Origin of the sequence: Amycolatopsis tolypomycina, assembly GCF_900105945.1 — a bacterium.
Taxonomy (GTDB): domain Bacteria; phylum Actinomycetota; class Actinomycetes; order Mycobacteriales; family Pseudonocardiaceae; genus Amycolatopsis; species Amycolatopsis tolypomycina.
This window is the reverse complement of record NZ_FNSO01000004.1, coordinates 5782882-5797406: the sequence shown is the minus strand read 5'-3', so window position 1 is coordinate 5797406 and position 14525 is coordinate 5782882. Positions and strand designations below refer to the sequence as shown.

At 70.9% G+C, this 14525-nt stretch carries 15 protein-coding genes and 1 riboswitch; of the genes, 8 read left to right on the top strand and 7 right to left on the bottom strand.

Annotated features, from left to right (window positions below; all coding sequences use genetic code 11):
* Positions 1-9: 9 nt before the first annotated feature.
* A riboswitch (SAM riboswitch) is annotated at positions 10-143 on the bottom strand.
* A 146-nt stretch (positions 144-289) separates the two neighbouring features.
* On the top strand, positions 290-1270 hold the full coding sequence (holA, locus tag BLW76_RS36230; protein ID WP_091316169.1) for a DNA polymerase III subunit delta: 981 nt from the start codon (positions 290-292) through the stop codon (positions 1268-1270).
* A 259-nt stretch (positions 1271-1529) separates the two neighbouring features.
* On the opposite strand, the gene rpsT is transcribed toward holA, so the two are convergent.
* Complete coding sequence (gene rpsT / locus BLW76_RS36225) at positions 1530-1790, bottom strand: 30S ribosomal protein S20 (protein WP_091316168.1); 261 nt, start codon at positions 1788-1790, stop codon at positions 1530-1532.
* Positions 1791-2130: 340 nt separating this feature from the next.
* Between rpsT and BLW76_RS36220 the strand changes: the two genes are divergently transcribed.
* Positions 2131-2994, top strand: coding sequence for a DMT family transporter (locus BLW76_RS36220; RefSeq protein ID WP_091316167.1), 864 nt, complete (start codon positions 2131-2133; stop codon positions 2992-2994).
* Positions 2995-3017: 23 nt separating this feature from the next.
* Positions 3018-3392 (top strand): VOC family protein, encoded by a 375-nt coding sequence (locus tag BLW76_RS36215; RefSeq protein WP_091316166.1) that lies wholly within the window; start codon positions 3018-3020, stop codon positions 3390-3392.
* Here the strand turns inward: BLW76_RS36215 and BLW76_RS36210 are convergent.
* Positions 3389-4009 carry a class I SAM-dependent methyltransferase gene (locus BLW76_RS36210; RefSeq protein ID WP_091316160.1) on the bottom strand — a complete coding sequence of 207 codons (621 nt, stop codon included), beginning with the start codon at positions 4007-4009 and terminating at the stop codon, positions 3389-3391. The genes BLW76_RS36215 and BLW76_RS36210 overlap by 4 nt on opposite strands.
* A 115-nt stretch (positions 4010-4124) precedes the next feature.
* Here BLW76_RS36210 and lepA point away from each other — a divergent pair, with 115 nt between their 5' ends.
* Positions 4125-5963: a translation elongation factor 4 gene (gene lepA, locus BLW76_RS36205; protein WP_091316157.1), complete on the top strand. Its 1839-nt coding sequence runs from the start codon at positions 4125-4127 to the stop codon at positions 5961-5963.
* Positions 5964-6095: 132 nt separating this feature from the next.
* Complete coding sequence (locus BLW76_RS36200; RefSeq protein ID WP_091316155.1) at positions 6096-6665, top strand: Uma2 family endonuclease; 570 nt, start codon at positions 6096-6098, stop codon at positions 6663-6665.
* A 6-nt stretch (positions 6666-6671) separates the two neighbouring features.
* Here the strand turns inward: BLW76_RS36200 and BLW76_RS36195 are convergent, their stop codons facing one another.
* The 3 genes from BLW76_RS36195 to BLW76_RS36180 all read right to left on the bottom strand — a co-directional run bounded on the left by BLW76_RS36195 (position 6672) and on the right by BLW76_RS36180 (position 9812).
* A complete protein-coding gene (locus BLW76_RS36195; protein WP_091316152.1) occupies positions 6672-7250 on the bottom strand; it encodes a hypothetical protein in 579 nt (192 codons plus the stop codon).
* Between the two features lie 26 nt (positions 7251-7276).
* A complete protein-coding gene (locus BLW76_RS36190; protein WP_091316150.1) occupies positions 7277-7723 on the bottom strand; it encodes a pyridoxamine 5'-phosphate oxidase family protein in 447 nt (148 codons plus the stop codon).
* 328 nt (positions 7724-8051) lie between these two features.
* On the bottom strand, positions 8052-9812 hold the full coding sequence (locus BLW76_RS36180; protein WP_091316148.1) for a family 20 glycosylhydrolase: 1761 nt from the start codon (positions 9810-9812) through the stop codon (positions 8052-8054).
* A 108-nt stretch (positions 9813-9920) separates the two neighbouring features.
* On the opposite strand from BLW76_RS36180, the gene BLW76_RS36175 reads away from it, so the two are divergent.
* Genes BLW76_RS36175 through BLW76_RS36165 form a run of 3 tightly spaced genes read left to right on the top strand, consistent with a single transcriptional unit; the run spans position 9921 to position 11903 of the window.
* A complete protein-coding gene (locus BLW76_RS36175; protein ID WP_091316145.1) occupies positions 9921-10430 on the top strand; it encodes a MarR family winged helix-turn-helix transcriptional regulator in 510 nt (169 codons plus the stop codon).
* Positions 10431-10479: 49 nt separating this feature from the next.
* A complete protein-coding gene (locus tag BLW76_RS36170; protein ID WP_091316143.1) occupies positions 10480-10836 on the top strand; it encodes a nuclear transport factor 2 family protein in 357 nt (118 codons plus the stop codon).
* A 17-nt stretch (positions 10837-10853) separates the two neighbouring features.
* Positions 10854-11903 (top strand): NAD(P)H-dependent flavin oxidoreductase, encoded by a 1050-nt coding sequence (locus BLW76_RS36165; protein WP_091316141.1) that lies wholly within the window; start codon positions 10854-10856, stop codon positions 11901-11903.
* Here BLW76_RS36165 and BLW76_RS36160 read toward each other — a convergent pair.
* Entirely contained in the window at positions 11900-13339 is a 1440-nt protein-coding gene (locus tag BLW76_RS36160; protein ID WP_091320312.1) for an amino acid permease, read from the bottom strand. The two genes, BLW76_RS36165 and BLW76_RS36160, sit on opposite strands and share 4 nt — an antisense overlap.
* Before the next feature lie 90 nt (positions 13340-13429).
* Positions 13430-14470, bottom strand: coding sequence for an alpha/beta fold hydrolase (locus BLW76_RS36155; protein ID WP_091316139.1), 1041 nt, complete (start codon positions 14468-14470; stop codon positions 13430-13432).
* Positions 14471-14525 lie beyond the last annotated feature (55 nt).

Sequence of the window (14525 nt, the reverse complement as noted above, 5' to 3'; positions counted from 1 at the left end):
AGGTTCCTTTCCTCATCTGCCCCGCCGAAGCGGGCCGGAATTGGCACCGTGGTCGTCAGCTATCCCGCGTTTGCAGGATGACGGGCTGTACGCCGGTTGCCGGGGCTTCGTCGGGCCGTTCCCTCTGCCCCTCTGGATGAGCGGTATTCGGTTGTCGGTGCACGCACGCCGGAAGTTCCGGGGCGGCTGCCTCGGCTACACCGTACGACATCGTGCGCGGGCCGTGCCACGGTGCCCGCTCGACATCACCGGAGCGGGGGCACGGAAGCGCAAGTGAGAGGATTCCCGGGTGACCGCGCAAGCCACCGCCCCGGCCCCGCTGCACCTGGTGCTGGGGGAGGAAGAACTGCTGATCGAGCGGGCCGTCCGCGAGACGCTCGCCGCCGCCCGCGCGACGGACGCGACGGCGGAGCTGACGCGGGTCCGGGTGTCCGATCTCACAGCCCCCGAGCTGGCCGAACTGGTGAGCCCGTCGCTGTTCAGCGAAGGCCGGGTGATCGTCCTCGAGTCGGCGCAGGACATCTCGCAGGAGCTGTCCGACGCCGTCGCGGCCTACCTGAAGGACCCGGCGGACGGGGTCGTGCTCGTCGTCGTGCACACCGGCGGCGGCCGCAGCAAGGCGGGCAAGTCGCTCCCGGCGGTGCTGAAGAAGGCCGGCGCCGAGGTCACGGAGTGCCCGAAGCTGACCAAGCCCGCCGAGCGGGAGCAGTTCGTGCGCCACGAGGTCCGCCGGGTGGGCGGCAAGATCGACCCGGCGGGCGTCGCGGCCCTCCTCGACGCGGTGGGCTCCGACCTGCGGGAACTGTCCTCGGCGGCGACGCAGCTGGTCGCGGACACGGGCGGCGCGGTCGACGCCGACGCGGTCCGCCGCTACCACCGCGGCCGCGCGGACGTGACCGGCTTCGCGGTCGCGGAGAAGGCGGTCAGCGGCGACCGGGCGGCGGCGCTGGAGTCCCTGCGCTGGGCGATGCAGCTCGGCGTCCCGCACGTCCTGGTGGCCGACGCACTGGCCGACGCGGTCCGCACGATCGCCCGGGTCTCCGGCGCCGGCCGGGGCAATCCGAACCAGCTGGCGGGCGAGCTCGGCATGCCGCCCTGGAAGATCCGCAAGGCACAGGGCCAGTCCCGCGGCTGGAACCCCGACGGCCTGGCGACGGCGATGCGCGTGGTCGCACGGCTGAACGCCGAGGTCAAGGGCGTGGCGGCAGACCCGGGCTACGCACTGGAGCGAGCGGTCCTGGAGGTGGCGGCCGCCAAGGGCGACCGCTGACCGACGCGCGGGCAGAGCGGGAACAGTGGGCGCTGCTGACCTTCGCCGAGCCGGTGCGCCAAGCCTGCGGCCCTGCACCCGACGGCGCGGGCTGCCGCCGACCACCGTGACCGGCCGTGCCGGCTACCGCCGGTCTCCGCGACCCTCCGAGCCCCGCGGGTTCCGTGTGGCCGCGCTCACCCCACCACCCGCCAGGCCGCACCCCCGGACGCGAGAAAGGCCCCGGCCGAAGCCGGGGCCTTTCCAGAAATCAAGCAGGTCAGAGCGCGTTGACGCGCTTGGCCAGCGCCGACTTCTTGTTGGCGGCCTGGTTGGCGTGGATGACGCCCTTCGAGACGGCCTTGTCCAGCTTCTGGGCGGCGTCGCGCTGCAGCTCGGCGGCCTTGGCCTTGTCGCCGGCCTCGGCGGCTTCGCGGACCTTGCGGATCGCGGTCTTCACCGAGGACCGGATCGCCTGGTTGCGCTGACGCGCCTTCTCGTTCGTCGTGATGCGCTTGATCTGCGACTTGATGTTGGCCATAGGGCAACTCCTGTTTCACTCGGTGAGATCGCTGCCGCGCTGAAGTGGCCCCGGTGAACCCGGGTTTCCTCCATGACGGAATGCCGCACGGGCAGCGAGCGACCACTCTAACAGCCTGGCCGCCGTCGCCCGGCGCCGGGAGTACCCTCGACCGTGGTCAGTGCCTAGGGTTCCGCCGCCGGTCCGCACGCCCGGGAAAGAAACAGCACCACACAACCAGGGCCGGCGGGGCTGGTCCGAGCGGCACCATCGGCGGGCCCGGACGGCCGGTCGTTCATCTGACGGGGCAAAAGCCTGGAGGACCTGCTTTCCGCGCGCGCGGAAAGCCCGAAGGGATCCCGTGAACGCCACCGCCTTGTCCCTGGTCCTCGTCGCGGCCGTCGTGCACGCCGTGTGGAACCTCGCCGCCAAGCGGATTTCCTCCGGTGGCACCCAGTTCGTCTGGCTCTACTACACCGCCGGTGCCGTCCTGATGCTGCCGATCACGGTGGTGCTGCTCGCCGTCGGCGCCGACCGTCCACAGTGGAGCTGGCTGCTGGCCGCCGTGGTCACCGCCGGCCTGCACATCGCCTACGGCATCGTGCTGCAGCGCGGGTACCGGGTCGGCGACCTCTCCGTCGTCTACCCCGTCGCGCGCGGCACCGGGCCGCTGCTGTCCGTGCTCGCCGCCGTCCTGGTGCTCGGCGAACGGCCCGGCCCGCTCGGCCTGGCCGGGGCCTTCCTGGTCGTCGCCGGGGTGCTGGTGATCAGCACCGGCCGCGCGGCCGACGACCCGCGGGCGGTGAAGGCCGGCATCGGTTACGGCCTCCTGACCGGCGCCGTCATCGCCGGCTACACCCTCTGGGACGCGCACTCCGTGACCGGCCTCGGCGTGCCGCCGGTCGTCTACTTCGGCCTCGGCTCGATCCTGCAGAGCGTGCTGCTCGTCCCCGGTGCGCTGGCCGATCGCGCCGAGGTCGCGCGGGTCTGGCGCGAACACCGCCGCGAGGTGCTGGTCGTCGCCGTGCTGTCGCCGGTCGCCTACATCCTCGTGCTGTTCGCCCTCACCATGGCGCCGGTCAGCCTGGTCGCGCCGGCGCGGGAGCTGAGCATCGTGCTCGGCGGCCTCGCCGCGTGGCTGGTGCTGGGCGAGCAGAACGCCGTGCGGCGGCTCGCCGGATCGGTCATCGTGCTGTCCGGCATCGCGGCGATTGCGGCCGCCTGAGCCCGTCCGGTAGGGATGGTCGGATGGAGATCCTGAAGAGCCGGCTGCTGATCCGCCCGCGCGACGTCGCCGCGTCGACGGCGTTCTACCGCGACACCCTGGGCCTGGCCGTGGAGCGGGAGTTCCCCGGCGGCACCGTGTTCTTCCTCGGCCACGGCTCCCTCGAGGTCTCCGGCGCGGGCGAGACGGGCTCGTCACCCGATCTGGTGCTCTGGCTGCAGGTCCGGGACCTCGCCGGCACCCTCGCGGACCTCAAGGCGAAGGGTCTGGAACCGGTGCGCGACGCCGAACGGATGCCGTGGGGCCTCGACGAGGCCTGGATCGCCGATCCGGACGGTACGCGCATCGTGCTGGTCGAGGTGCCCGAGGGCCACCCGATCCGCACGGACACCCGCTAGGCGGGCTTGACCCCGCGCAGCTGCGCGGCGAGCGCCGCGAAGCCCGGTGGCTCCCAGGTCCAGGTCTGCAGGTCGGCGAAGCCCGCGGCGGCCGCTTCGTCGGCCAGGACGTGCCTGCTCACGGGCAGCCACTTCTCGTGCGCGGACAGCAGGAGCCTGCCGCCGGGGCGCAGCACCCGGAACAGCTCGGCGAACCCGGCTGCGCGGTCGTCCCACAGCATGACGTTGTTCACGCTCAGGACGACGTCGGCGGACTCGTCCGGCTCGCCGGTGCGCGCCGCCGATCCTTCGCGCAGCTCGGCGCGGTTGCCGCAGCGCTCGTGGCACAGCGTGAGCATCTCGGGGGAGGGGTCGACGCCGACGGCGCGCCCGGCCAGGCGGGCGGCGGCGTCCAGGCCGACGCCGGGGCCGGGGCCGACGACCAGGACGGTTTCGTGCGGCTCGATCTTCGCGAGGTCGACGATGCGGTGTTCGGTGGCGGCGTTGCCCCGGGCCATGACCCAGCCGCCGAGGCGGCCGAGTGCGCCGGAGGGGTGACCGAACGTCCGGTCGAGGACGCGGGCGAACCCGCTGGTCTCCGGCTGGGGAGGGGGTGCCGGCTGGTGCGTATTGCTCATACTTCGAGGGCACCACGGATCACGAAATGCCGCATCGGGGATGACCCCCACCCGCACCCGGAGGGCCATGGGAACATAGAGGTGGCCATCCCCGACTTTCCGAGGACTCATTCGAGTGACGACGTTCGCCGACACCACCTTCACGCCGCCGGAGCTGATCCGGAACTTCTGCATCATCGCGCACATCGACCACGGCAAGTCGACCCTGGCCGACCGCATGCTGCAGCTCACCGGCGTCGTCGAAGAGCGCGCCATGCGGGCCCAGTACCTCGACCGGATGGACATCGAGCGCGAGCGCGGCATCACGATCAAGGCGCAGAACGTCCGGCTGCCCTGGAAGGTCGACGGGCAGGACCACGTCCTGCACATGATCGACACGCCCGGCCACGTGGACTTCACCTATGAGGTCTCCCGGGCCCTGGAGGCGTGCGAAGGCGCGATCCTGCTGGTCGACGCCGCGCAGGGGATCGAGGCCCAGACCCTGGCCAACCTGTACCTGGCGCTGGAGAACAACCTCCAGATCATCCCGGTGCTCAACAAGATCGACCTGCCCTCGGCCGACCCCGACAAGTACGCGGGTGAGCTCGCCCACATCATCGGCTGCGAACCGGAGGACGTGCTGCGGGTCTCGGCCAAGACCGGCATGGGCGTCGGCGAGCTGCTCGACGAGGTCGTCAAGCAGGTCCCGGCGCCGCAGGGCGACGCCGACGCGCCCGCCCGCGCGATGATCTTCGACTCGGTGTACGACACCTACCGCGGCGTCGTCACCTACATCCGCGTCGTCGACGGCAAGATCACGCCGCGCGAGAAAATCAAGATGATGTCCACCGGCGCCACGCACGAGCTCCTCGAGGTCGGGATCATCTCGCCCGAGCCCAAGCCCAGCAAGGGGCTCGGCGTCGGCGAGGTCGGCTACCTGATCACCGGCGTGAAGGACGTCCGCCAGTCGAAGGTCGGCGACACCGTGACGTCGGAGCGGCACGGCGCCAAGGAGGCGCTGGCGGGCTACCGCGAACCGAAGCCGATGGTCTACTCCGGCCTCTACCCGGTGGACGGTTCGGACTACCCCGAGCTGCGCGAGGCCCTCGACAAGCTCCAGCTGAACGACGCCGCCCTGGACTACGAGCCCGAGACGTCGGTCGCGCTGGGCTTCGGCTTCCGCTGCGGCTTCCTCGGCCTGCTGCACCTGGAGATCACCCGCGACCGGCTCGAGCGCGAGTTCGGCCTCGACCTGATCTCGACGGCGCCGAACGTCATCTACCGCGTGGTGCTGGAGGACCGCAGCGAGGTCGTCGTGACGAACCCGTCCGACTGGCCGAGCGGGCTGAAGATCGCCGAGGTGCACGAGCCGGTGTCGAAGGTCAGCATCCTCGCGCCGTCGGAGTTCGTCGGCACGATCATGGAGCTGTGCCAGACGAAGCGCGGCAGCCTGCTCGGCATGGACTACCTGTCCGAGGATCGCGTCGAGCTGCGCTACAACATCCCGCTCGCGGAAATCATTTTTGACTTCTTCGACACGCTGAAGTCGCGTACGCGCGGCTACGCGTCTCTCGATTACGAAGAGGCCGGCGAGCAGATCTCGGATCTGGTCAAGGTGGACATCCTGCTGCAGGGCGAAACCGTGGACGCGTTCTCGGCGATCGTGCACAAGGACGCGGCCTACGGCTACGGCAACCGGATGGCGACGCGGCTGCGCGAGCTCATCCCGCGCCAGCAGTTCGAGGTCCCGATCCAGGCGGCGGTCGGTTCCCGGATCATCGCCCGCGAGACGATTCGCGCGATCCGCAAGGACGTGCTGGCCAAGTGCTACGGCGGTGACATCTCGCGGAAGCGGAAGCTGCTGGAGAAGCAGAAGGAAGGCAAGAAGCGGATGAAGACCGTTGGCAGGGTCGAGGTTCCGCAGGAAGCCTTCGTCGCCGCTCTGTCCACTGAGGACTCCGGAAAGAAGAAGTAACTGTTCTGCTGATGTGACAGCGGCACCCATATTCACACCGCCGAGTGAATATGGGTGCCGAACTCGCGTTCGATGCGGTTTCTGTCGGTGCTGTCTGCTTTGCTCTGGTGCGAAGAGCGAAAGGAGAGCACCATGACAGTCATGGCAGACATCGAGCTTCCCGCCGGGTCGGGCCCCCTGACGGTGCCCGACCTCGAGGGGATGCCGGACGATGGCCGACGCCGAGAACTCATCGACGGGGTACTCATCGTGAGCCCTGCGCCGGGACTCAGACACCAGACCATCGGATATCGGCTCTACGGAGTGCTCGAGGCCGTGTGCCCGGCTGAGTTTTACGTCGTCGGCGCACCGTTCGCGGTGCACGACGGTGACAAGACCGAACTCCAGCCCGACATCCTGGTTGGTCGGGACGAAGACTTCACCGAGAAGGATCTCCCGGCACCGCCGGTGCTGGCCGTCGAGGTGCTATCGCCCAGCACGGCGATCTACGACCTGAACCTCAAGACGGCGGTTTACGAGCGGCTCGGGACCGGCAGCTACTGGGTGATCGACCCGAAGGAACCCGCGCTGACGGTGTTCGAGCTGGACGCGGACGGCCGCTACCAGCAGGTGGCCAAGGCGGCGGGCGACGAGGCGGTCGAGCTCGAACGGCCGTTCCCGGTGCGGATCGTGCCCAAGGAGCTGCTGGGCCGGCTCGGCTGACCTGCGTCAGTGTGGCCGGAAGCGAGTGCCGCGGAGCTGGGCGTGCAGCTGCCGGTGGCGCAGTTCCTTCCGGAGCCGGTCGAGCACCGCGTCGAACAGGGCGGGGGCGAGGATCGCCGTCTGCTCGAACTGCCGCCGCTCGGGTGGCGCCGGCTGGAGCTTGCCGCGCGGGGCGTAGCGCTGCACCGAGCTCTCGACGCCTCCGCCGGTGACGAGGTCGACCCAGAGGGCGTCACGCAGGTAGCCGTCGCCGAAGCGGGCCGAACGGCGAACGGTGACCTCGGCGATCTCCGGCCAGGGAACGAGACGCGTGCTCAGCGTGCCCGCGGGCAGGCGGAGGCCCTCCTCGCCGACGGTGAGGTCGTGGAGAGCCTCGAACCCGCGCTTGAGGTCGCGAGCCCGGGACACGCGGTAGGCCACGACGGCGGCGAGCACGCTGGCCGCGTAGGCACCGCCGATCAGCCACGGCGAGAGGCCGCGCACGAGCCCGAAGGCGAGCGCCGCGCCGAACCCGGCGTCGGCGACGACGAGCAAGCCGACGAGGACCTTGACCGGGGTGGTGACGCGGGGCGGGGACTCGGACAACGGGACGACTCCTGGGGCCGGAGGGGTCAGGGATTGCCGATTATCCGGTCCGCCCGGATGAACACCGCAACCCGCCGCTCTTCGGCCATGACACGGTCGTACTCGGCCCAGTCGTCATGGGTCCCGGTGGCGGCGATGAAGACGTCACGCAGCAGCTGTGGCAGGCCCGCGGGATCGAAGCCCGGATCGGGGTCGTCGGGCCCCACGAGGTGGACGGCGCCAGTGACGGAGAGCCAGTTCCACCCGCGCCGGAAGGTGACGGTGGCATGCCCGGCCCGCCGCAGCAAGGCGAGCTTGTGCGCCTTCCCGACCGCGACGTAGGCGACACCGGGCGCACCGGTGACCGGATCGTCGAGGACGCCGGCATTGACGACGGAGGCGTGCACGGTGCCGTCCGCCCGCGTGGTGGCCACGGTGGCGAGGCCGTGCTCCTGCAGCGACAGCGTGCGAACCTGCTCGAGATCAGCGCTCATGGCCCCAACCTAGCCCGCCAGCCGCCCCGAATGTCCGATCTTCACCGGCCGAAGTGCGGCGATAACCGTCCGCACAGGAGATCGACGTCCGCGCGAGGCGCCCCGGGCCAGTCGACATCCATCCACCCGAGCTCGCCGGGAGTACCGCGGTGCCGTCGGCGAAGAATTCACGCAAGATTCGGATGTCGATCTCGAGTGTCACTGCTTGGTTGTGCTCGTAGTCGGCCCCTGGGCGACGAGCGTTACGATGGGTTCTGCGCAATGAGGTCGCCGAGGAGCGCTTCCCCACGGGAAAGGCCGGGTCTGCAAAGCGACCCGGCCTCTCACCTCAGCAAGCCCCGTTGTCGGTCCAGACTCCCCACTGGCCCGTCGTTCCCGGCTCCTCGCCCTGTGTCCACCACTTCGCCGTCCACTTGTGGCCGTTGTGCGAAACCACGTTCCCGCCCGTGTACACCTGCGAAGCACTCCACGCCGGGTCCGCGCAGGTTCCCGGGTTCGTCCCGCCCGTGTCCCACGGCACCTGGGACGACCGGTAGAAGTTGATCCCCTGCGCCACCCAGCGTGGGGCCTGCGCTCCCAACCGGGTGCGGAACGTCGTCCAGTCGTGCGTTGACCACGGTGACCAGCCCAGCTCCGCGTGCGCCGCCAAGCGAGGGAATGCCAGGTACTCGATATCGGACCCTGTCACCACCGTCTCCGTCCACAGTGGAGACTCCACGCCGCGGACCGCCGATTCGCCCGCGCCCGACAGATACGCTCCCGGGTTCCAGCCGTACGCGTCCTGGACCTCGATGTAGCCCGCCCAGGACAGGCCGATCGGGGTTGCGCTGTTGTACTTCATGTCCAGGTATGCCTTGTTCGCCGGGGACAGGATCACCTTGCTGCCGCGGGAAACCGCCGTCGAGACGCCCGCGTCCGATGTCGATGTTCCCCAGAACTGCGGTGTTGCCGAGGCCGGGAGGGACGCCTTGGCGATGTCGTGCCAGCCCACCACCGACTTGCCCGTCGCCGCCACCAGGGGGAGGACCTTGTTGACGAACGTCAGGTAATCCGCCGCCGAGGTGGACGATGCCTCGTCGCCGCCGATGTGGATGTACGGGCCCGGGGTGAGGGCCGCCAGCTCGCGCAGGACGTCCGCCACGAACTGGTACGTGATGTCCTTCGAAATGCACAACGAGCTGTAGCCGACCGCGATGTCCGTGCGCAACGCGGGCGCCACCCCGTTGCAGTTCAGCTCCGCGTACGACGCCAGTGCCGCGTTCACGTGACCCGGCATGTCGATCTCCGGGATCACCGTGATGTGGCGTGCCGCCGCGTAGTTCACGATCTCCGTGTACTGCGCCTTCGTGTAGTAACCGCCCGGGCCGCCGCCGACCTGGGTGCTTCCGCCGTACGTCGTCAGGCGGGGCCAGCTGTCTATCTGGATGCGCCAGCCCTGGTCGTCGGACAGGTGCAGGTGCAGGTTGTTGATCTTGTACTGGGCCAGCTGGTCGAGGTACTTCTTGACCGTCGATACCGGGTGGAAGTGCCGGGCGACGTCGAGCATCGCGCCGCGGTAGGCGAAGCGCGGGTAGTCGAGGATCGTCGCTCCCGGCACGCTCCACGGACCCGGCTGGGGTGACGCGCTCTCGACGCGGCCGGGCAGCAGCTGCCGCAGCGTCTGGACTCCGGCGAACAGCCCGTCCGCGGTCGTCGCGCGCACCGTGACCGACGACGCCGTCGACACCAGCTGGTAACCCTGCGCGCCCACGGCCGCGGGCGCGCCGCTCAGCAGCAGCGCGATGCTGCCGGACGGCACGGACGCCGGGGCGTCGGACACCGGCAGCGGGAAGCCGGTCGACGGCCGCAGGACGCCGGCCAGGTAGTCGCCGACCTGCCGGGCCGGGGCCGAACCGGCTTCGGTGACGATCGAAGTGGTCGAGACCAGCGGGAACGCGACCCCGGCCGCCGGGGTCACCGAGACCGGTACCGGCACGATCGACTGCAACGCCGGCGTGGCCGCCGCGGCCGGCGTGGCCTGGGTGCCGGCGCCGACCAGCGCCAGCACGGCGAGTGCGCGGCCGAGTCGCCGCGCGAAGGGGTTCTTCACCGGGGGACCTCCTGGCGGGAAGGGCGCGACCTCGCCGTCACGCCTGCCCGGATCGTCGCATTTCCGCCGCTCGTGGTCTAGACCAGTCTGGGTGGTTAAGCTCGCGCCGTGACGCAGGAGTTCGCGCCCGGGTCGCCGTTCGCGCTGCTCTCGAGCGCCGAAACGGCCGCCTGGTACGCCTACATGAAGGTGCACCTCCGCCTGGAGTACGAGCTGAACCGGCAGCTGCGGGCCGACAGCGGCCTCTCGCTCGCCGACTACCACGTGCTGGTCGCCCTCACGAGCGCGTCCGGCGGGCGGATGCGGGTCACCGACCTCGCGATCCGCATCGGCTGGGAGCGCAGCAGGCTGTCGCACCACCTCAAGCGGATGCGGGACCGCGGTCTGGTCGAGACCGGGACCGCCGCCGAGGACCGCCGGGTCACCGAGGTGGTGCTCTCCGAGGCCGGCTGGGCCGCGCTGCGCCAGGCGGCGCCGGATCACGTCGGATTCGTGCGCCGGGCTTTCCTCGACGCCCTCGCGCCCGGCGAGCTGGCGCAGCTGACGACCTTGCTCGACCGGGTCTACGACACGCTGGTCGAGCACGGCACCCTGCCGCGGCCGGACGACCACCCCTGACATTTGCGTGACATGTCACCTAATATGGTCGCGACACGAGGAGGACGCGATGGCGACGGTGGCGGAACTGATGCGGGCGAACCTGCTCGACGTCTTCAACGAGCGCGACGACGAGCGGCGCGCGAAGGCGATCGCGGCGACCTACGCCGCCGACGTCGAGTTCGCCGACCCCGAAGGGGTGGTGACCGGGCACGACGATCTGAACGCGAAGGCGAAGGGGCTGCTGGCCCAGTCGCCGGGATTCGTGTTCGCCCCGGCAGGCCCGGTTCTGGTGAACCACGACCTGGGCCACCTCGCCTGGGAATTCGGCCCGGCAGGCGCGCCGCCGGTCGTGCGGGGGATCGACGTCGCCCTCGTCGCGGACGGGGTGATCAAGAAGCTCTACACGATGCTGCTGCCCGCCTGAGGACTACGCTCGGTGGCATGTTCGACGAGCTGACGTTCCCGGTCGTCGCCGCGCCGATGGCCGGTGGTCCCACCACGCCGGAGCTGGTCGCCGCGGTGTCCGAGGCCGGTGGCTTCGGCTTCCTCTCCGCCGGCATGCTCACGCCCGCGGCGCTGAGCGCGCAAATCGACCGTACGCGGGAGCTGACCGAAGGAGAGTTCGGAGTCAACCTCTTCGTCCCGCAGCCCGACACCGGGGCCGACATCGGCGCACACCGCGAGCGGCTCGAACAGTTCGCCCGCGAGTACGACGTCGAACTCGGCGAGCCGAAGTGGGACGACGACCACTACCCCGCGAAGCTGGACGTCGTGCTCGAGAAGCGCGTCCCCGTGGTGTCCTTCACCTTCGGCCCGCCCACGCCGTCGGACGTGGTGCGCCTGAAGGACGCCGGGAGCACGGTCGTCATCACCGTCACCACGCCGGAGGCGGCGCAGCGGGCCGCGGACCTCGGCGCCGACGCGCTCGTCGTGCAGGGCTTCGAAGCCGGCGGGCACCGGAGCCTGTTCACCGACGACCCGCACCAGCCCGGTGGTGGCGCCGAGTACGGCGTCCTCGCGCTGCTGAGGCTCGTCGCCGCCCGTGTCGACCTGCCGCTGATCGCCGCCGGTGGGCTGGTGCACGGCGCCGACGTCGCGGCCGTGCTCGCCGCCGGGGCCGCGGCCGCCCAGCTCGGCACCGTCTTCCTGCGCGCGGACGAAGCCGGGACGTCCGAGGCGCACCGCAAGGCCCTCGCCGTCGCCGAGCGCGAGACGGCGTTCACCCGCGCCTTCAGCGGCCGCCCGGCGCGCGGCCTGGTCAACAAGTTCATGGACGCACTGTCCGAGGGCGCGCCCGCCGCCTACCCGCAGCTCAACCACCTGGCCGGGCCGGTGCGCCGGGCGTCGGCGAAGGCCGGTGACCCGGAAGCGATCTCGCTCTGGGCGGGCCAGACGTACCCGCTCGGCTACGACGCTTCGGCCGCCGTGATCATCGAACGGCTGAAGGTCGAGGCCCGCGAAGCCGCCGCGCGCCTCGACCGGATCCGCTAGGCGTCCGGGCCGCGGTTCAGCACCGAGTGCCGCTTGCTGTAGAGGAAATAGACGAGCAGGCCGATGACGAACCAGACGGCGAACCGCAGCCAGGTCGCCGGCTGCAGGAACGTGATCAGCCAGATCGAGAACACGACGCCGATCGCGGGCACCACCGGCATGCCCGGCGTCCTGAACGTCCGCGGCAGGTCCGGCTGCTTGTAGCGCAGCACGATCACCGCGATGCAGACGACGACGAACGCGAGCAGGATGCCGATGTTCGTCAGCTCGGCCGCCTCGCCGATCGGCAGCACGCCGGCGATGATCGCGGACGCGCCGCCGAGGATCCACGTCATCCGGCTGGGCACCTGGCGCTTCGGGTTGGTCTTGCCCAGCCACGGCGGCAGCAGGCCGTCGCGGCTCATCGAGTAGCCGACGCGGGTCGCGCCCATCAGGAACGTGAACAGCACGGTGAGGATGCCGACGATCGCCCCGACCGCGATCACCGTGGCCAGCCCGTCGAGCCCGACCGACTTGAACGCCGTCGAGAAGCCGCTCTTCGGGTCGATCTCGGTGTACTTCTGCATGCCCGTCAGCACCAGGCAGGCCAGCACGTAGAGCACCATAGAGATGGCCAGCGAGTAGATGATCGCCTTCGGCATGTGCCGCTGCGCGTCCTTCGACTCCTCGGCCGCCGTCGACATCGCGTCGTAGCCGAAGACGGCGAAGAACACCGTCGCGGCGCCGGTCACCGCGCCGCCGAAGCCCGCGGGCGCGAACGGCGTGTAGTTGCCGGTCTTGACGTAGAAGAAGCCGACCAGGATGACCACCAGCACGATCAGGACCTTGATCCCGACCATCGCCGTCTCGAACCGGGCGGCGCTGCGGATGCCGCGGTTGAGCAGGTACGCGATCAGCAGGCACAGCAGCGCGGCGAACAGGTCGACCTTGTGGCCCGGCCCGGTGCCGGGCGCGCCGAGCATCCACGCGGGCAGGTCGAGGCCGATCTGGCCGAGCAGGAAGTTGAAGTAGCCGGAGATGCCGATCGCCACCACCGAGACGATCGCGGTGTACTCCAGCAGCAGGTCCCAGCCGATGAACCAGCCGACGACCTCGCCGAGCACCGCGTAGCCGTAGGTGTAGGCCGAGCCGGCCTTCGGGATCAGGCCGGCGAACTCCGCGTAGGAGAACGCCGCCGCGGCGCTGGCGACGCCGGCGATGAGGAACGAGATCAGCACGGCCGGGCCGACGCCGGGGATGCCCGCCGCGTCGTCGCCGTGCGCGACACTGCCGGCGAGGGCGAAGATCCCGGCGCCGATGATGCCGCCGATGCCGATGGCGGTCAGCTGCCACAGCCCCAGGGTGCGTTGCAGCCCGCCGCTTTCGGTCGTGTCCTGGATCTGGTCGATCGGCTTGCGCCGGAAGATGCCGGAGCCGGCACCCCGAGGAGCGGACATCATCGCCTCCCGCGCGGTCGGTGGCGGACCCGGATCACGGGCCCTCGCCGGAACCTACCGCCAACTCCGGGTGCCGACAGCCTGAGCGCGTCAGCCCGCCGCGGTGTCCTCGCTGACGGCCGTGGGCGCCGTCGCCGCGGCCCGCTTGGCCTGGGTGGTCCGGACCGCGCTCGCCGCGAAGTAGGTGAGCAGTTCCGCGATCTCCACCGGGTCGTCGAGCTGCGGGCAGTGGCCCCAGTCCTCGCGGACCAGCAGCCTGCTGTGCGGCACCAGCGTGTGCAGCTGGCGCCCGGACGCGGCGGTGACGAGCTTGTCCTTGCCGCACGCGACGACCAGCAGCGGGACCTCGACCGAATCGAGGCGGTAGGCGTCGGCGAGCTCCGCGACGAGCTGCCGGGCCTCCTCCAGCCGGTTCTTGGTCGCGCGGTAGTCGGGGAAGAGCGCGGTGAAGCGCTGCACCTGGGTGGCGTCGGCCGCGCCCGAGTCGGCGTACAGCAGCCGCGGGACGACCTGCTCGGCGACCTTGCGCACCAGGAACCCCGGCACCGGGACGGGCAGCGACGAGTACAGCCGCAGCGGCAGCGGGTAGCGCGCCACCGCGCGGATCAGCCACGAGTCGACGAACCCGGGCGCGGCGATCGACACCACGCCGGAGATCGGCAGCCTGCTGTTCTGCGCCGCGCGCAGGCTCATGGTGCCGCCGAGGGAGTTGCCGGCCAGCACGACCGAGCCGAGCACGGCCTGCTCGCGGACGACGGCGGCGGCGAACGCGTCGAGCTGCGGCAGCATCGGGCCGGGGCGCAGCGGCTGGGCGTCGCCGAACCCGGGCAGATCGACCGCGACCGCCGGAATCCCGGCGGCCGCGAGCTGCTCCAGTGCGGGGCGCCAGGTGTCGGCGCTGTCGCAGTAGCCGTGCAGCAGCACCAGCCGTGGCGCGCTGGGCCGGACGTGCGGCGCGGCGGCCCGGCGACGCAGCGAGCGGCGCGGCACCTCCGGCTCGGGACCGGGTTCGCCGACCTCGAGGACACGGGTGCGGACGCCGGCGTAGCGCCGGAAGGAGACCCGGATCGGGGTCTCGTCACTGGGCCGGCCGCCCGGTTCTGCCGGCGCGGGCCGCTTCGTCGCGGTCATGACCACAGATTACCTGGCCACGCTTGGGTTTAGGTGGAATTTAGGGGCTAACGAC